The following is a 15,114-nucleotide window of genomic DNA, read 5'->3' as shown; positions in this document are numbered from 1 at the left end:
TTCCCCATTGCAGGGGTCCGGGGGGATCATCCCCCCGGCCGCCGGAGGCACTCTTATTCTCTTCCCCATTAACTCCCGCCGCCGACGAAGCCGCCTCGGCCGGGGCGGGGGTCGAAGGGCGCGGGGGTGGGCGGGATGGTGGCGAATTCCGCTTTTTCCTGGTCCGTGAGCGCCCGCACCGAGCCTGGGAGTTTGGGGCGCAGGAACACGGCCTGGTCGGGCTTGGTCAGCACGGATTTGAGGCCATGCTGGTCCACCACCACCTGGCTTTGCTTGGTGGCGCGCAGGGCGTGGAGTTCATCCTTGACCGTCTCGGTTCGCACGCCTTTGACGGTTTTCACTTCGGTCACGATCTTGTGGTCCAGGGTGGTGCCCCGGATGCCGATGACGGCCAGCGGCGATTCCAGGCGCAGACGGGCGGGGTCGTTTTGCACGACCTTGCCCGAGACGTAGCGGAACATGCCCTTGGCCATGCGGATGGCTTGTTTGGAGGCGTCGAGGTTGGCTGGATCGTACACGAAGTCGGCCAGGAGCACCCGGCTGTCCGGGCCGATGTCCAGGCTTGAGCCGTCGGCGAAGGTGACGCGGCCCTTGTCTTCGGGGCCGGTGGCCAGGTCGTCCTCGGCGTAGACGGGATTGCCCTGGGCCAGGGTGCGTTCGGGGTCGGCCCCGCGTTTGGCCCGGATTTGCCCCTTGGCTTCGGTGAGTTCGCCGGCTTTGGGCGGGCCGGCGTCAGCGGCGGGCGGCGCGGCTGGGGCGTCGGCCGGAGCAGGAGCGCTTGGCGCGTCGGCCGGCGCAGTGGTGGGAGTCGGCGCGGCTGGGGCCGGACCCTGGGACTGGGAAGGGGGCGTGTCGTCGGCCCGGGCGGCCAGGGGGGAAAACAGCAGGCCGCCAAGGACGGCCAAGGTTGTCGCAAGCAGGGCGTATCGCATAAGCGCCGCCTCCTTTTCGGGGTTGCCCCGCGTCTTGCGGCGCGCCCCTCGCCCCGGCCGCCGGCCGGGGCGAGGGGCGCGCCGGCCGGACCGGCGTGGGCGTCATGCGGACATGCCACGAACGGGCAGTGAAAAACAATGCCTCGGCGTCGAGGGGCGGCCCGGGGACAGGCGTCGCCCGGGCCGGCCAATGCCGTTACTGCACTTCCTTGTCGTCGGCGTCCGTCCAGACGGCCACCTTCCACTGGCCGTCTTCCTTGGCCAGTTCGACGACTTCTTCCTTGTGGTAGGTCTTGGTCTTGCCGCTGGCGGTGACGGTATAGTCCCCCACGGCTTTGACTTTGCAGGTGTTGCCTTTGTATTCGACGAGTTCGCAGTTCACTCCGGCCATGTCGATCTTGAGTTTGTCGCGCCACCGGGGAGAGGATTGGGCGATGGCGAAGGCCTTGTCATATTTTTTATGGAATTTGTCGTGGTGCTCTTTGGCGAGGGTGCCGAGCACGGCTTCCTGATTGAGGTTGGCGTAGCCGTCGTTGTGCAGGCGTAGAGCCGTGACGGCTTCTTCCTTGTCCTGGTCCTGTTTTTGTTCGTCGATTTTTTTCTTGTATTCCGCAAGAATGGTCTTTTCTTTCTTGGGACTGACCGTCGGTTCCGGGACCTTCTTGCGCTTCTTGCCGTCGGCCGGTTCAGCGGCCGGGGCCTGGCCTTTGTGCTGCTTGTCGATTTCGGCCACGGCCTTTTGGATCAGGCGCTGGGCCATGGTGTCCAGGGTGATGGAGGTGGATTGCTGGTTGGTGGCCCCTAGAAACGAGTTCATGGAGGTCGTGGCTTCCATCTTGTCCTCAATGTAGCCTTGGGCCATTTGCTGGCCGGTTGAGGCATCCACGATTTTGTATTGCAGGCCGACGAGCCAGATGGCCGAGGTGTCGGCCGCCTTGGCCGAGGCCACGGTCTTGCCGACCATGGAGCCCAAGGAGCTTTTCTCGCCTTTGTTGGCAATAAGCGCGATCAATTCGATGGCCGCTCCGGCGGTTTCGCCGTCAAACCCCTTGGTGACGTAGACCGTGGGTTCGGCCTTGAGGATGTTGAAGGTGAGCAGCCAGCGGGCGGCCTTGAACTTGCCTTTGCGAAAAACCTTGAGGGCGTCGGCGTCGCCAAGGTTGGCGGCCAGGGCGATTTCCTGGAAAAACGGTTGGGAGTCGGCTCGGTCGAGGACGACGAAATTGTCCTTGGACAGTTCGATTTCGGCGAAATCGCGCAGGTTGTTGGACGTCACCTTTTGAACGAAGGCGTAATTGCTGCTCTTGATCTTGCCGGGCAACACCACCACTTCCGGCCCGGGTGCGGCGGCGTTTTCGTATTCCACGGGCTTGTAGAGGGCCTGATCGGCCAGCTCCGTGGCTTTCTTTCCGGCCCCCACGCAGCCTGACAGCAGCACCAGCGATAAAACCGCCCCAAGAATGCCAGATCGTTTCATGACGACTCCATTTCGTATCTTACAGTTATATTAGTAACGACAAATCTGCCTTTGTCTCGTTCTGAATTCTGTCCTGTGGGGAGGCTAGGAGCGTCAATAGCCACCCGCTTAAAAGGTGACGGTAATGCTTTGCCAGAGGCTTGTGGTTTTTCAGCGACGCCATGGCGTCATGAAGTCCATATTACGGCACAATAAACGTGTGCAATGTTCTTATTGTTTTTACGAGTTGAGACAAAAAATAGTACAGCCGCCTGGAATCGCGAAAAGTATCATGAAAACTGGCATGTAGTCCAAGCAAAACGTACGGCCCTTGCGGGTCGTTCCTGCTGCGCCGTTGCAGAAAATTTCGACGACTTATTGTTGATAGGGCGAATGGCCGGAGGCTGTCAATGGACATCGCTGGAGGCCAGGTAAAAGCAGTCGTCAGCCTGGATTGTGTCCGGGTTTCATACCGGTAAAGAGGGCTTTTGTAGTCTATCTGAGGGGCGCGGTGCGACGATGCGTTGCGCGTCGCCGCTGCGGAGAGTGCAGGCCGCCCCTTTTACCCCATTTGGGGGGTCCGGGGGCCTCAGGCCCCCGGCCGCCGGAGGCACTCTTCGCCTTGTTATCTCTCCCCTAATCCCGCCGAATGCCCAGTTCGCGCACCAAATGGCGCAGGGTGCGGGGGCTGATGTCGAGGATCTCGGCGGTGCGGGCCTTGTCGCCGCCGCTTGCGGCAAAGGCCCGCAGGATGGCCTGGGTCTTGGCCTGGCGCACGGCTTCTTCCAGTGTGACGGGGGCATCGGAGTGGGCGCCGCGCGGCGCGACCTCGCCGCCAAGGCGCATGTCCTCGGGCAGATCGGCCGCGTCGATGGCTCCTTCGCGGCACAAAAGCGCCAGGCGTTCGATGAGGTTTTTGAGTTCGCGCACGTTGCCGGGCCAGTCGTGGGCGGTCAGTTCGGCGAGCGCCGTTTCGGTGAAGCGCAGGCCGGGCTTGTGGTAGCGTTGGCGGTAGATGGACAGGAAATATTCGGCCAGATAGGCGATGTCGCCGCTGCGTTGCCGCAGCGGCGGCAGGACCAGGGGCACGACGTTTAGGCGGTAGTACAGATCGGCCCGGAACGTGCCCTGGCGCACCATTTCGGGCAGGGCGCGGTTGGTGGCGGCCACGATGCGGGCGGCGAACCGGATCTGTTTTTCGCCGCCGAGCCGTCGAAAGGCCCGTTCTTCGAGCACCCGCAGGAAATCCACCTGGTTGATGCCGGGTATCTCCCCCACCTCGTCGAGAAACAGCGTCCCGTCGCCGGCCATTTCGAAGATGCCGCGCTGGGCCTTGGCCGCGCCGGTGAACGCGCCGGCTTCGTGGCCGAAGAACTTGTCGGCGAACAGTTCCCCCTTGAGCACCCCGCAGTTGACCGGAACAAAGGGTTTTTTGCGCCGCCGGCTGAGGTTGTGGATGCACTGGGCCAGCAGTTCCTTGCCGGTGCCGGTTTCGCCGGAGATGAGCACGCAGGCGTCGGACGGGGCGATCTGGGTGGCGAGGTCGTAGACGGCCTGCATTTCGGCGGAACAAAAGAGGAATTCGGCCTCGGGCAGGGGCTGGCCGGCGGCGACGGGATCGTCGGCGTCGAGCGGCAAAAATTTGCCGCCAAGTAACATGCTGGAATCGATCATGTTTTCTTGCCGCCGTCAGGACGTTGCCAACAGGGTGGAGCAGGGGGACGGCCGGAGAATGCGCTATAGGCCGAAAAATGACAACGGCAAAAATTTGCCGCCGGGCGGCGAATGTTTGCCGTTCGTTGCCGCTGAATAATGATTAATACACTGATTTTATTGCTAATTCGAAAAGGCACAATCCTTGATAAGAAGGGGGGCAACAAACGGTTCGCCAGGCAACGGCGGACCCTGGCCACGGACCGTCCCGGAGCCGACGGCGCGGCGACACCACTTCACCCGGAAAAGGAGAACGAGAGGATCATGAAACGGCAAATTTTCTTCAAAGCGGGCCTGCCGGTCCTCGCGGCCGCCCTGCTCGTCGCGGTCTACGCCCTGGCGGCCCAGAACGACGCGGTCGTGGCCGACGCCCTCAACCAGGCCGGCGCGTCCGGTCCGTGGTGGATGTGGCCGCTTATCCTGCTGTTTTTCTGCTTTATCCTGGGCATCATCGCGGTGCTGGCCGGCGTTGGCGGCGGCGTGCTCTACGTGCCGTTGGTCAGCGGCTTTTTCCCCTTCCACCTCGACTTCGTGCGCGGCGCGGGCCTGATGGTGGCCCTGGCCGGCGCGCTGGCCGCCGGACCGGGTCTGCTCAAGCGCAACCTGGCCTCGTTGCGCCTGGCCTTGCCCGTGGCGCTTATCGCCTCCTCCTGCGCCATCGTCGGGGCCATGATCGGCCTGGCCCTGCCGACCAACGTCGTGCAGATCGCCCTGGGCAGCACCATCCTTTTCATCGCCATCCTCATCCTCAAGTCGAAAAACGTGGCCGTGCCTGAGGTGAAAAATCCCGACGCTCTGGGCATCGCCCTGGGCATGAACGGCGTCTACTTCGATGCTTCCTCGGGCAAGGAATACGCCTGGAAGACCCACCGTACCCTGCCGGGCCTGCTCATGTTCATCGTCATCGGCGTCATGGCCGGCATGTTCGGCCTGGGCGCGGGCTGGGCCAACGTCCCGGTGCTCAACCTCATGATGGGCGTGCCGCTCAAGGTCGCTGTCGGCACCTCCAAGTTCCTGCTCTCCATCACCGATACCTCGGCCGCCTGGGTCTACCTGAACCAGGGCTGCGTCATTCCGCTCATGGCCATTCCCTCCATCGTCGGCCTCATGTTCGGCTCCTTTGTCGGCGTGCGCTTGCTCGCCAAGGCCAAGCCCAAGTTCATCCGCTACATGGTCATCGGCGTGCTGCTCTTCTCCGGAGCCAAGGCGCTGTTAAAGGGCCTGGGCATCGGCTGATCGGCCGCGTTTTGCCGCAGATCGAACATTACCGACACGCACACGCGAGATACGGAGAAGAACAATGACCACCGATACGACCCAGACCCCCCCCGAGCAGATCGTCTACTCCAACATGCTCTTCTACGGCTGCTGGGGTTCCCTGGCGCTCATGGCCGCCACCTACCTCTTGTACGTGCTGGGCGTGCTCACGCCCCACGTGCCCCTGGACACCGTGACCCAGCTGTGGTCCCAGCCGGTCAAGACCTACCTGGCCCAGGGCAACGTGCCCACCGGCTGGGGGTGGTTCAAGCTCATCGGCAAGGGCGACTTCATCAACTTCGCCGGCATCGTGCTTTTGGCCGGCATGACCATCCTGTGCTACCTTCCCCTGGTCGGCGCCTACTTCAAGAAAAAGGAACCGATCTTCGCCGTCATCGCCATCCTGGAGATCGTGGTCCTGCTCGTGGCCGCCTCGGGCGTGGTGGGCAGCGGCGGGCACTAGGCGGCAAACTCCCTTCCATGCGCCCGGCGGTTCGACTACAAGTGAAAGCATCACGGGCGCGGATCGCCGCGGCATGGAGGAGGGAGCGTGACAGCGACGGACAAGGCGGATCTGATTGCCGCAGGGATGGTTGACCTGCCGGGGTTCCTGGACGCCCTGCCCATGGGGGCGGCGGTGTACGACGGGGACGGCAAGGTGGTGCACGTAAACCTCCTGCTGCAACGGTTGACGGGTTTCACGCTGGACGAGGCTCGGGGGCTTCCCTGCCGGCACGTGCTGCGCACGGCCACCTGCGGAAGGGATTGCCCCCACCTGCGCCAGGGCGGCTGCGAGCAGTCGCTTGTCACCGACATCGTCAACCGGGGACGGCGAAGGATACCGGTGCGGCTGCACACCAGATGCGTGCCCGACCGGGATGGCAACACCCTGTACCGCATGGACTTCGTGGAAGAGCTGGTCGAGCAGGGAGCGGACGGCATGGCGACGCGGAAATCCGGAAAAGGGGCGCTTATAGGCAAGAGCGCGGCCATGGAGCACATCCTGGCCACGCTGCCGGAGTTCGCCCGTTCCGATCGGCCCGTGCTCCTCGTCGGCGAGACCGGCACGGGCAAGGACCTCATCGCCGAGTGCGTCCACGAAACCTCGCTGCGGGCCAAACGACCGTTTTTGCGCATGAACCTCGGGTTCATGCCGGCCGATCTGCTGGAAGCCGAACTCTTTGGCCGGGCCGCCCAGGAAGGTGCCGGGCTGGAGGAGATTCGCGGTCGGTTCGCCGAGGCGGCCGGGGGCAGCATCTTCTTCCCCGAACTGTCCGACGCGCCCTTGTCCTTGCAAAAAAAGCTGGCCGCCTTCCTGGAGACCGGGGCCGTCGTGCCCCTTGGGGCAAAGGCCCCCCAGCCCATCGACGTGCGCCTGCTCTTTGCCACCCAGCGCAACCCCGACGAGCTGGCCGACAAGGGCCTGCTCGATCCGGGCTTTTACAACCATTTAAGCGCCATGCGCCTGGACCTGCCGCCCCTGCGGCAGCGCGGCGAGGACCTGCCCTTCCTTTTGGCCTATTTCGCCGAGCGCTTTGCCGAGCGCTTCAAGAAAAACGTCCGGGGCTTTTCCCCGGAAGCCATGAGCGTGCTGGCCGAGTATCCCTATCCCGGCAATGTCCGCGAACTGCGCAACATCGTCGAATACGCGGTCATGACCGCCAAATCGCCGCTCATCGTGCCGGCCAACCTGCCGGTCTACGTGCCTGTCGCGCCCGTCGCCGCCGCTGCTCCCCCTGGCCGGGGACCGGCTCCGGATGCGCCGAAAAAACCGGCCCGGGCTAAAAAAGACCCGGCCGGCAAAGGGAGCGGATCATGACCGGACATCGCGCGCTTATCGCCATTCGCGGCAATGAGGTGGCCTGGCGGTTTGACCGCACCGCCGAGGCCCTGGTCTGCGACATCGCCGAGGACGGGACCGTGCGGTCCCGCTCGGAAATCATTTTCGCCCGCCAGTCCCCCGAGGACCTGTGCGACTACGTGCTGGCCCATGGCATCGACACCGTGGTGGCCGGAGCCGTGGAAGAGGAATACTACCACTACCTGCGCTACAAGCGCGTCGACGTCATCGACAACGTGGCCGGCGAGATCGACCCGGTGCTGGCTCGCCTGGCTTCGGGCCGGCTCGCCTCGGGCGACATCCTCTTTCCCGGGAAGGAGGGCTAGGCCATGTTCGGCGACGCCATCAAACGCCAGCTTTCGGGCCTGGGCGGCTCCGACGCCGTGGTGCCCCCGGGCATGTACCGCACCCTTCGCCGCAAGATCACGGCGCTGATGCTCCTGACCGCCGCCATCCCCCTGGCCATCATGGCCTGGCTCAACTACCACGAGTACCAAAAGGCCCTGTCCCGGGAGATCCAGAATCCGCTGCGGGTCATCGTCAACAAGTCCAAGAACTCCTTTGAGCTGTTTTTGGCCGAGCGCACCTCGGCCGTGGGGTTCATTGCCCAGGCCTATTCCTTCAAGGAGCTGGCCGACGAGAAAGACCTGGCCCGCATCCTCAAGATCCTGCAGACCGAATACGTCGGTTTCGTGGACATTGGGCTGATTAACGACAAGGGCGAGCTGGTCAACTACGTCGGCCCCTACAACCTCAAGGGCCACAACTACGCCGAGCAGACCTGGTTCAATCAGGTGCGCATCAAGGGGCGCTACATTTCGGACGTCTTCATGGGCTTCCGCAAATTCCCCCACGTCATCGTGGCCGTGCGCCACAGCCTGGACTCGGGCGAGTCGTTTATCGTGCGGGCCACGCTGGACACCCACCAGTTCGACAAGATCATCAGCTCCATGGGCCTGGAGCCGGGGTCCGACGCCTTTCTCCTCAACCGCGCCGGCATCCTCCAGACCGATTCCCAGCGTTTCGGCAAGGTGTTGGACCAGTTCTCCCTGCCCATGCCGCCGCCGGCCTCGGAAGCCACCGTGCTGCAGCAGCAGGACGGCGAGGGCAACGACGTCTTTTTCGCCTACGCCTACTTCCCGGACAGCGACTTCGTCCTGGCCGCCATCAAGCCCAAGGCCCAGATGCTGCGCACCTGGTACACCGTGCGCGGCGATCTGGTCTTTATTTTCGGGGCCGGAGTGCTGGCCGTGTTTTTGGCCTCCTACAAGATCACCGACCAGCTCCTGCGCCGGATGCGCGAGGCCGAGGAGGCCCGGGAACTGGCCCTGCGCCAGGTGGAGCACAGCCAAAAGCTCTCCAGCATCGGCCGGCTGGCCGCCGGCGTGGCCCACGAGATCAACAATCCCCTGGCCGTCATCAACGAAAAGACCGGGCTCATGCGCGACCTCATCGGGCTTCGCGACGATTTCCCGGACAAGGAGCGCTACCTGCTCCTGATTGATTCCGTGCTCAAGACCGTCATGCGCTGCCGCGACATCACCCGGCGGATGCTGGGTTTCGCCCGCCGCCTGGACGTGACCCTGGAAGAGATCAACATCAACGACGTCATCACCGAGACCAGCGGCTTCCTCAATCAGGAGGCCCTGCACCGCAAGATCGACCTGCATCTCGATCTTGATCCCGAGGTGACGGGCATCGTGTCCGACCGGGGCCAGCTGCAGCAGGTGTTCCTCAACATCTTAAATAACGCCCTGGCAGCCGTGCCCGACGGCGGGCACATCGAGATCCACACCAGAGGCGACGCCGAAGGGGTCAGCGTCATTGTCCGCGACAACGGTTGCGGCATGAGCAAGGACACCATGGCCTGCATCTTCGAGCCGTTTTTCACCACCAAAAAGACCAAGGGCACCGGTCTTGGCCTGTCCATCACCTACGGCATCGTCAAGCGCCTGGGCGGCGAGATCGGCGTGGAGAGCGAGCTGGACAAAGGGACCGCGTTCACCCTGCGTTTTCCCAAACATCCCAAACACGAGGCCTAGCCATCATGCGCATGGAAGACGTCAATATACTGCTTGTGGACGATGAACGGGAATTTACCGCCACCCTGGCCGAACGCATGGAACTGCGCGGATTGACCGTGCGCTGCGTCTATTCCGGCGAAGAGGCGCTGAAAGAAATCGCCGCCGACAAACCCGACGTGGTGGTCATGGACGTCATGATGCCGGGGCTCAAGGGCCTGGACATCCTGCGCCACATCAAGGCCACCAACCCGGAGATCCAGGTGATCCTTTTGACCGGCCAGGCCGGCACCCGCGACGGCATGGAAGGCATGAAGCTCGGGGCCTTCGATTACCTGCTCAAGCCCCTGGAGCTCGACGCGCTTTTAGGCAAGATCGCCGAGGCCGCCGCCATCGGAGGCAAGGCGTAATGGACGCGTCCAAGGCCCCAAGCGCCGACGGCCGGTTTCTCGGCACGGTCACGGCCGCCGCCTGCCATGACCTCATGAACGTCTTTGCCACGTTCAATCAGGCCCTGGGCCTCATGGACGACTGCCTGGCCGCTGACGCCAAGACCACGCGCCGCACCTTTGGCATAAAGGGTGGCTTCGCCTACCGCGAACGCTTCGTGGAACTGACCGCCATGCTGCGCGGCCAGCTGGCCCGGGCCGTGGGCCTCACCGAAGCCCTGGCCCTGGCCGCCCACAGCCTGGACGGCCAAGGACGCGCCGCCGCCCCGCCCGAGGCCCTGGCGGCGCTTGTGGCCCTGGCCGAGCGGCTGCTCAAGCGGCGCAAGATCACGGCCGAGGTCGTGCCCTGCGCCGAAGACGCCCCTAGCTGGCCGCCCCTGCGCCGGGCCGACTACCTGGGGCCGGTCCTGGAGACGCTGCTGGCCTGCCTGCCCCATCTGCCCATGGGCGGGAAAATTTGTCTGTCCTGCCGGCCGGACGGGGACGCCCTGGTCGTGACCCTGGCCCCCGGGGAAGGGGACCTCTCCGAGGACGCCCTGGCCGCCGGCCTCTACGCCGCCAGGGCCGCCGGGGCCGCTAAGGCCGATGTCGCGCCCGGCAAGACATTGACCCTGGTTTTTCGGGAATCGCCCACGACACAACCGGCTTCGTGCCCGCCCCAAGCGGACGGGGCCTCATAACAGGAGACTGCCATGAAAAAGATCAAGCTGCTGCTGGTTGACGACGAGGAAAACTTCGTCAACACCCTGTCCGAGCGCCTGAAAATGCGCGACGTGCCGTCCCGGGTGGTCTACTCCGGCGAGGAAGCCCTGGAGGCCGTGGCCTCGGACGAACCCGACGTCGTGGTGCTCGACCTGCGCATGCCCGGCATCGACGGCATGGAAGTGCTGCGCAAGGTCCGGGCGGCCAAGCCCGACGTGCGCATCATCATCCTCACCGGCCACGGCACCGACGCCACCGAAGAGGAAGCCAAAAAACTCGGCGCTTTCCACTACCACAAAAAGCCCGTCGAGATCGACGAGCTGCTGGGCACCGTGAAAAAGGCCTACCGCGAGAAGATGGAGGACGCCATGGTGGCGGCCACCTTCGCCCAGGCCGGCGCGTTCGAGGAAGCCCAGCAGATTCTGGACGAGGACAAGGACTAACCGGGCCGGGACGCCTGCCGCCCGACCGCCGTCCGGCGCGGTCGGGCCGGGCGGGAGCGGGCCTTGGCGCGGGAGGGACGCATGCCGATATCGGTCCTGCTCGTTGACGACGAGCCGCTGTACGCCACGCTGTTGGCGCAGCGGCTGGCAAGCCGCGACTTCGTGGTCGTCGTCGCCGCCGACGGGGACGAGGCCCTGGCCGCGGCGGCCGCGTCCCCGCCGGACCTGGTCCTCCTGGACGTCAACCTGCCCGGCAAAAGCGGCGTGGAGGTCCTGGCCGACCTCAAGCAGGCCGGGTTTGCCGGCGAGGCGCTCATGCTCACCGGCCAGGCCGGGGTGGAGTCGGCTGTGGCCGGCATGAAGCTCGGCGCGGCCGACTACCTGTCCAAGAGCATCGACTTTGACGAGCTTGTGGCCGCCCTGCACCGGGCTTACGGCCGCAAGCTCGACCGGGCCGAGGCGGTCCGGGTTATCGAGGTGGAGCGTCTGGCCGGCCTGGGCCGGGTGGCCGAAGGCGCGGCCCACGAGATCAACAACCCGGTCAACATCATGACCACCCTGGCCGGCTGGATCGACGACCTGTGCGACGATCTGCCGCCCGAGGCGGCCGGCACGGCGGCCGAGATCCGCCAGTCGGCCCGCCAGATCACGGCCCAGGGTTCGCGCATCAAAGCCGTGATGCTTGATCTGCTCAAGTGCGGCGGGCGCTTTGACCCACGACCCATCGAATTGCCGGTGAGAAGCGCGGCCCAGGCCGTGTTCGACGACCGCACCGGCCGCATGGTCTCCCTGGGCCTTGGCGGGGACAACGCCGTGCCGGCCGATCTGCTCGTGCGCTTTGCCCCGGCCGCCTTCGACCTCGTCTGCTCGGCCCTGGTGGACAACGCCCTGGACGCCATGGCCGGCGGCCCGGGCACGGTGCGGGTGGAAGCCGTGGTCGTGGGCGGGGAGTTCGTGCTCACGGTCAGCGACGACGGCCCGGGCATTGACGAGGCCATCGCCCCACGCATTTTCGAGCCGTTTTTCTCCACCCGCGACTCCAAGGCCCACAGCGGCCTGGGACTGGCCGCCGCGCGCGGCGTGGCCCGCAGCCTGGGCGGCGACATTGCCTACGAACACCCCGCCCAGGGGGGCTGCCGTTTCATCGCCCGGTTTCCCCTGGCCTGAGCCGCCAGCGGCGGCGCGCGGTGTCGGCCTGGCCGTTTTTATCTCGCTTTTCTCGCTTTTTTTCTTGTTCAATTCCGAGTGTTGCGCTAGGCTATCTGGCTTTTCGGTATACAGTGTAAACAAAACTGCCGGCCAGCCGGGCAAATCTGTATGGTTTCTATCCAGGCCGCAAGCGCATGAAAATGCATCCGCCTGGCATCGCGGGAGATACGGCATTGGCTCGGCTTATGCTTCAGGGTTGCCATTCCGACTCCCTGGAGGACACGATGAAAACGGTTGCGGCAGGATTGTTTCTGGCGGCGGCGCTGCTCTGTGGTGGGCAGGCCATGGCGGCCTTTGGCGACGGGACCGGTTCTTGGTGGATGGACGGCGAGGCCGACGCGCCCGGTCTCGGCGGCCTGGCCTGCGGCACGTGCCTTGGCGGCGCGGGCGGCCCGGGGCAGGGCGCTACGGGCCTGGGACTTGGCCTGGGCCTGGGCTACGGCGACGGCAGTCTGCCCATGCCCCAGAACGGCACGGGTTTCGGCAGCCCCTGGACGAAGTAGTTTTACGACGGCCAATGCCGACGCCGCCGCGCCGTGGTGAGTCCTCCCACGGCGCGGCGGCGTTTTGTCTTGTGAGACCGTAAGCTGTTACGCCTAATAGTCCGCTGGGAACACGTTCTGGCGGCTAGGCCGTCAGAGCCTTCCTGACCACCTCGGCCATGGGCGTGGTTGGACGGCCTATGAGCGTGGACAGGGTGCGGCTGTCGTCGAAAAGGCCTCCCCGGGACGCGCCCGCGTCGGAATCGGCCAGCAGATCGGCCAATCCTTCGGGCAGGCCGGCATGTTTAAGGGCGGCAGCGAAGTCAGCAGGGGGCATGTCCTGATAGGCCACGGGCTTGCCGGACTGCTTGGCGATTGCCGCAGCGAAGTCGCCAAGCGTGTACGAGGCATCGCCGGCCAGTTCGTAGACCTTCCCAGCCTGATCGTCCTTGAGCAGCACGGCTGCCGCTGCAGCGGCGTAATCAGCTCGTGCCGCGGACGCGATGCGCCCCTCGCCGGCGCTGCCCAAGAGCACGCCGTACGTCAAGGCGGCCGGAATGCTCGCGGCATAATTCTCCGTGTACCAACCATTGCGCAACAACACGACAGGCAGGCCGGATTGCGCCAGCGCTGTTTCGGTTTGGCGATGCTCGTCGCCAAGGCCGAGGGGCGTGGTGTCCGCATGCAGAATGCTCGTATAGGCCAGCAGTTTCACCCCTGCTGCCTTGGCCGCGGCGATGGCGTTGACGTGTTGGGAAACACGCTGCCCTACCTCGCTTGAGGAAATGAGCAACAGCTTGTCCACTCCCGCCAAGGCGTCGGCGAGAGTCTCGGGCCGGGTGTAGTCGCCTCGGCGCACCTGCACGCCAAGGGCGGTCAGATCAGCCGCTTTGTCCGGGGTTCGCACCACGGCGACGAGTTCGTTTGCGGGTACGGACTCCAACAATTTCGCGATGACGAGGCGGCCGAGTTGGCCGGTGGCTCCAGTGATGGCGATCATGGTATTGCTCCAGTGAGGGGTTGCGAATCGAGATGCAAACCCTATATGCACCTTGCTTTCGGGAAGGAAGTACACACAAAAAAGTAAGTAAGGGAAATATGAAAACACCGCCGCCTTCAGCCGAGACGGACGCCCCGAGCGCACGAATCGTCAGGGGGGATGTCTTCGCGATTCCATGCCCTTCCAGGGAAATTCTCACCCATGTGAGCAGTCGGTGGGGCGTGCTCATCCTGGTATCGTTGCTCGACGGGACGCACCGGTTCAGCGAACTGCGGCGCAGAATGGGCGGGGTCAGCGAGAAGATGTTGGCCCAAAGCCTTAAGGCCCTGGTGGAAGACGGTTTCGTACGGCGTGTGTCGTATCCCGTGGTGCCCCCATTCGTGGAATACAGCCTCACCCCCATGGGCCATGAGATCGCGCAGCGGGTGGCCGCTCTCAAAGACTGGATCGAGACCAATCTGGACCGAGTATTGGACAGCCGCAGGCGGCATGAAGAGGCTGTCGCGGGCTGAATTTCACGGCGCATCGCCGCGTTGCCGTTTGCCCCGCCGCCCCGTACAAGGGGCGAACCAACCGGCGCGCCCTTTCGCCGCGCCGCCCACTTCCCGCAGGAGACGTACGCCATGACGCAGGAAATCCGCCCGAAAAAAGTCGCCGCCTGGGTGCTGACCGGGGCCGACGGCCGCGACCTCGACCAGCAGCTTGCCGCCGTGGACGCTTGCGGCAGCCACGCCACGGGGCGCGTCGCCCGCAATCAGCTGCTGGCCGCCCTGGGCCTGGGCCAGCCCGCGCCGACCGGCGACGAGGTGCTCCTCTTCGGCTGCTACCGCCCCTTCAGCACGCCCTACATCGTCAAAGACGTCGTGGCGCTGTTTAAGCGTCTGGGCGTGTCCCACACGTGGCTGCCGGCCGAGGACTGCTGCGGCCTGCCCCTGGTGCACCAGGCCGGGCAGCGCCGGGCCGAGGTCGAGGCGAAAATACGCGGCTGGCTGGCCGCCAACGCCGCCAAGGCGGCGGCCAAGGGCGGCAAACGGCAGGTCTTTTGCTGCTCCGGCTGCGCCCACGTGGCCCTGGCCAACTACCAACAAGGCGAGGGCCTGCCCGGCGTCTACGTCAGCGACGCCTTGCTCGACGCCCTTGAGGCCGCCGGCCGCCGGTTGGCCGTGCCGCCTGTGACAGTGGCCTATTTCGAGGGCTGCCACACCTCCACCCGCAGCCAGTACCCCACGACGCGTTTCGACTGGGGCCGCTACCGCCGGTTCCTGGACGGCGTGGACGGGCTGACGGTCATCGACCTGCCGGCCAACAAATGCTGCAAGACCCAGGCGGGCGGCATCATGGCCGCAGCCAAGGAAACCGGCGCGGCGGCGCTGGTGTGCGCCTGCTCGGGCTGCAATCCGGGGCTGCGCGCGGCCGGGGAAGGGGTGTTGCCGGTCTGGAGCTATCCCGAATTGCTGCGCCGCTGCCTGGACGGCGACGTGGCGGTCTAGGGTCGCTGTACGCGATGTTGCCTCCCGCGCGCGACACGTCGCCTGAGGCCCTGTTTCCCGTTGCAGGGGTCCGGGGGGATCATCCCCCCGGCCGCCGGAGGCATCCCCCAAAACAAAAAC

The 15,114-nt window shown here is 65.1% G+C and carries 16 protein-coding genes; 12 read left to right on the top strand and 4 right to left on the bottom strand.

The genetic code is table 11. The features are described from left to right. Positions 1-68: 68 nt before the first annotated feature. The 3 genes from DMR_RS22560 to DMR_RS18880 form a co-directional block, all read right to left on the bottom strand. Positions 69-932, bottom strand: a complete 864-nt coding sequence (locus DMR_RS22560; RefSeq protein WP_015862638.1) for a FecR family protein — start codon at positions 930-932, stop codon at positions 69-71. 196 nt (positions 933-1,128) lie between these two features. Further along, the gene (locus DMR_RS25145) at positions 1,129-2,409 is read right to left on the bottom strand and encodes a hypothetical protein (RefSeq protein ID WP_015862637.1); all 1,281 of its coding nucleotides are present in this window, start codon (positions 2,407-2,409) and stop codon (positions 1,129-1,131) included. A 615-nt stretch (positions 2,410-3,024) separates the two neighbouring features. Next, the gene (locus DMR_RS18880; RefSeq protein ID WP_015862636.1) at positions 3,025-4,062 is read right to left on the bottom strand and encodes a sigma-54 interaction domain-containing protein; all 1,038 of its coding nucleotides are present in this window, start codon (positions 4,060-4,062) and stop codon (positions 3,025-3,027) included. A gap of 303 nt (positions 4,063-4,365) precedes the next feature. Between DMR_RS18880 and DMR_RS18875 the strand changes: the two genes are divergently transcribed. From DMR_RS18875 to DMR_RS18830, 10 genes are all read left to right on the top strand, one after another. Beyond that, the gene (locus DMR_RS18875; protein ID WP_015862635.1) at positions 4,366-5,337 is read left to right on the top strand and encodes a sulfite exporter TauE/SafE family protein; all 972 of its coding nucleotides are present in this window, start codon (positions 4,366-4,368) and stop codon (positions 5,335-5,337) included. 64 nt (positions 5,338-5,401) lie between these two features. Further along, positions 5,402-5,821 (top strand): hypothetical protein, encoded by a 420-nt coding sequence (locus DMR_RS18870; protein ID WP_015862634.1) that lies wholly within the window; start codon positions 5,402-5,404, stop codon positions 5,819-5,821. A gap of 87 nt (positions 5,822-5,908) precedes the next feature. Beyond that, the gene (locus tag DMR_RS18865) at positions 5,909-7,177 is read left to right on the top strand and encodes a sigma 54-interacting transcriptional regulator (RefSeq protein ID WP_015862633.1); all 1,269 of its coding nucleotides are present in this window, start codon (positions 5,909-5,911) and stop codon (positions 7,175-7,177) included. Further along, positions 7,174-7,524, top strand: a complete 351-nt coding sequence (locus DMR_RS18860; RefSeq protein ID WP_015862632.1) for a NifB/NifX family molybdenum-iron cluster-binding protein — start codon at positions 7,174-7,176, stop codon at positions 7,522-7,524. The genes DMR_RS18865 and DMR_RS18860 overlap by 4 nt, the downstream gene beginning before the upstream one ends. A gap of 3 nt (positions 7,525-7,527) precedes the next feature. Beyond that, the gene (locus tag DMR_RS18855) at positions 7,528-9,240 is read left to right on the top strand and encodes a sensor histidine kinase (protein ID WP_015862631.1); all 1,713 of its coding nucleotides are present in this window, start codon (positions 7,528-7,530) and stop codon (positions 9,238-9,240) included. Positions 9,241-9,245: 5 nt separating this feature from the next. Beyond that, a complete protein-coding gene (locus tag DMR_RS18850) occupies positions 9,246-9,629 on the top strand; it encodes a response regulator (RefSeq protein ID WP_015862630.1) in 384 nt (127 codons plus the stop codon). Continuing rightward, on the top strand, positions 9,629-10,348 hold the full coding sequence (locus DMR_RS18845) for a hypothetical protein (RefSeq protein WP_015862629.1): 720 nt from the start codon (positions 9,629-9,631) through the stop codon (positions 10,346-10,348). The genes DMR_RS18850 and DMR_RS18845 overlap by 1 nt, the downstream gene beginning before the upstream one ends. A gap of 12 nt (positions 10,349-10,360) precedes the next feature. After that, a complete protein-coding gene (locus DMR_RS18840; protein ID WP_015862628.1) occupies positions 10,361-10,813 on the top strand; it encodes a response regulator in 453 nt (150 codons plus the stop codon). A gap of 81 nt (positions 10,814-10,894) precedes the next feature. After that, complete coding sequence (locus tag DMR_RS18835; RefSeq protein ID WP_015862627.1) at positions 10,895-11,980, top strand: hybrid sensor histidine kinase/response regulator; 1,086 nt, start codon at positions 10,895-10,897, stop codon at positions 11,978-11,980. 266 nt (positions 11,981-12,246) lie between these two features. Then, the gene (locus tag DMR_RS18830) at positions 12,247-12,525 is read left to right on the top strand and encodes a hypothetical protein (RefSeq protein WP_043601113.1); all 279 of its coding nucleotides are present in this window, start codon (positions 12,247-12,249) and stop codon (positions 12,523-12,525) included. A 124-nt stretch (positions 12,526-12,649) separates the two neighbouring features. Here DMR_RS18830 and DMR_RS18825 read toward each other — a convergent pair whose 3' ends face one another. Beyond that, complete coding sequence (locus DMR_RS18825; protein WP_015862625.1) at positions 12,650-13,504, bottom strand: SDR family oxidoreductase; 855 nt, start codon at positions 13,502-13,504, stop codon at positions 12,650-12,652. A 203-nt stretch (positions 13,505-13,707) separates the two neighbouring features. Between DMR_RS18825 and DMR_RS18820 the strand changes: the two genes are divergently transcribed. Both DMR_RS18820 and DMR_RS18815 read left to right on the top strand, forming a co-directional pair. After that, positions 13,708-14,016 (top strand): winged helix-turn-helix transcriptional regulator, encoded by a 309-nt coding sequence (locus DMR_RS18820; protein ID WP_232502834.1) that lies wholly within the window; start codon positions 13,708-13,710, stop codon positions 14,014-14,016. A 111-nt stretch (positions 14,017-14,127) separates the two neighbouring features. After that, positions 14,128-14,994: a heterodisulfide reductase-related iron-sulfur binding cluster gene (locus DMR_RS18815; protein ID WP_148208483.1), complete on the top strand. Its 867-nt coding sequence runs from the start codon at positions 14,128-14,130 to the stop codon at positions 14,992-14,994. Positions 14,995-15,114 lie beyond the last annotated feature (120 nt).

It is taken from the genome of Solidesulfovibrio magneticus RS-1 (assembly GCF_000010665.1).
GTDB lineage: Bacteria > Desulfobacterota > Desulfovibrionia > Desulfovibrionales > Desulfovibrionaceae > Solidesulfovibrio > Solidesulfovibrio magneticus.
This window is presented reverse-complemented; position numbering and strand designations above follow the sequence as displayed.

Excerpts from the sequence above, each read along its gene's own strand:
- DMR_RS22560 (WP_015862638.1), bottom strand. The coding sequence starts at position 932 with ATGCGATACGCCCTGCTTGCGACAACCTTGGCCGTCCTTGGCGGCCTG.
- DMR_RS25145 (WP_015862637.1), bottom strand. The coding sequence starts at position 2,409 with ATGAAACGATCTGGCATTCTTGGGGCGGTTTTATCGCTGGTGCTGCTG.
- DMR_RS18880 (WP_015862636.1), bottom strand. The coding sequence starts at position 4,062 with ATGATCGATTCCAGCATGTTACTTGGCGGCAAATTTTTGCCGCTCGAC.
- DMR_RS18875 (WP_015862635.1), top strand. The coding sequence starts at position 4,366 with ATGAAACGGCAAATTTTCTTCAAAGCGGGCCTGCCGGTCCTCGCGGCC.
- DMR_RS18870 (WP_015862634.1), top strand. The coding sequence starts at position 5,402 with ATGACCACCGATACGACCCAGACCCCCCCCGAGCAGATCGTCTACTCC.
- DMR_RS18860 (WP_015862632.1), top strand. The coding sequence starts at position 7,174 with ATGACCGGACATCGCGCGCTTATCGCCATTCGCGGCAATGAGGTGGCC.
- DMR_RS18855 (WP_015862631.1), top strand. The coding sequence starts at position 7,528 with ATGTTCGGCGACGCCATCAAACGCCAGCTTTCGGGCCTGGGCGGCTCC.
- DMR_RS18850 (WP_015862630.1), top strand. The coding sequence starts at position 9,246 with ATGCGCATGGAAGACGTCAATATACTGCTTGTGGACGATGAACGGGAA.
- DMR_RS18845 (WP_015862629.1), top strand. The coding sequence starts at position 9,629 with ATGGACGCGTCCAAGGCCCCAAGCGCCGACGGCCGGTTTCTCGGCACG.
- DMR_RS18840 (WP_015862628.1), top strand. The coding sequence starts at position 10,361 with ATGAAAAAGATCAAGCTGCTGCTGGTTGACGACGAGGAAAACTTCGTC.
- DMR_RS18835 (WP_015862627.1), top strand. The coding sequence starts at position 10,895 with ATGCCGATATCGGTCCTGCTCGTTGACGACGAGCCGCTGTACGCCACG.
- DMR_RS18830 (WP_043601113.1), top strand. The coding sequence starts at position 12,247 with ATGAAAACGGTTGCGGCAGGATTGTTTCTGGCGGCGGCGCTGCTCTGT.
- DMR_RS18825 (WP_015862625.1), bottom strand. The coding sequence starts at position 13,504 with ATGATCGCCATCACTGGAGCCACCGGCCAACTCGGCCGCCTCGTCATC.
- DMR_RS18815 (WP_148208483.1), top strand. The coding sequence starts at position 14,128 with ATGACGCAGGAAATCCGCCCGAAAAAAGTCGCCGCCTGGGTGCTGACC.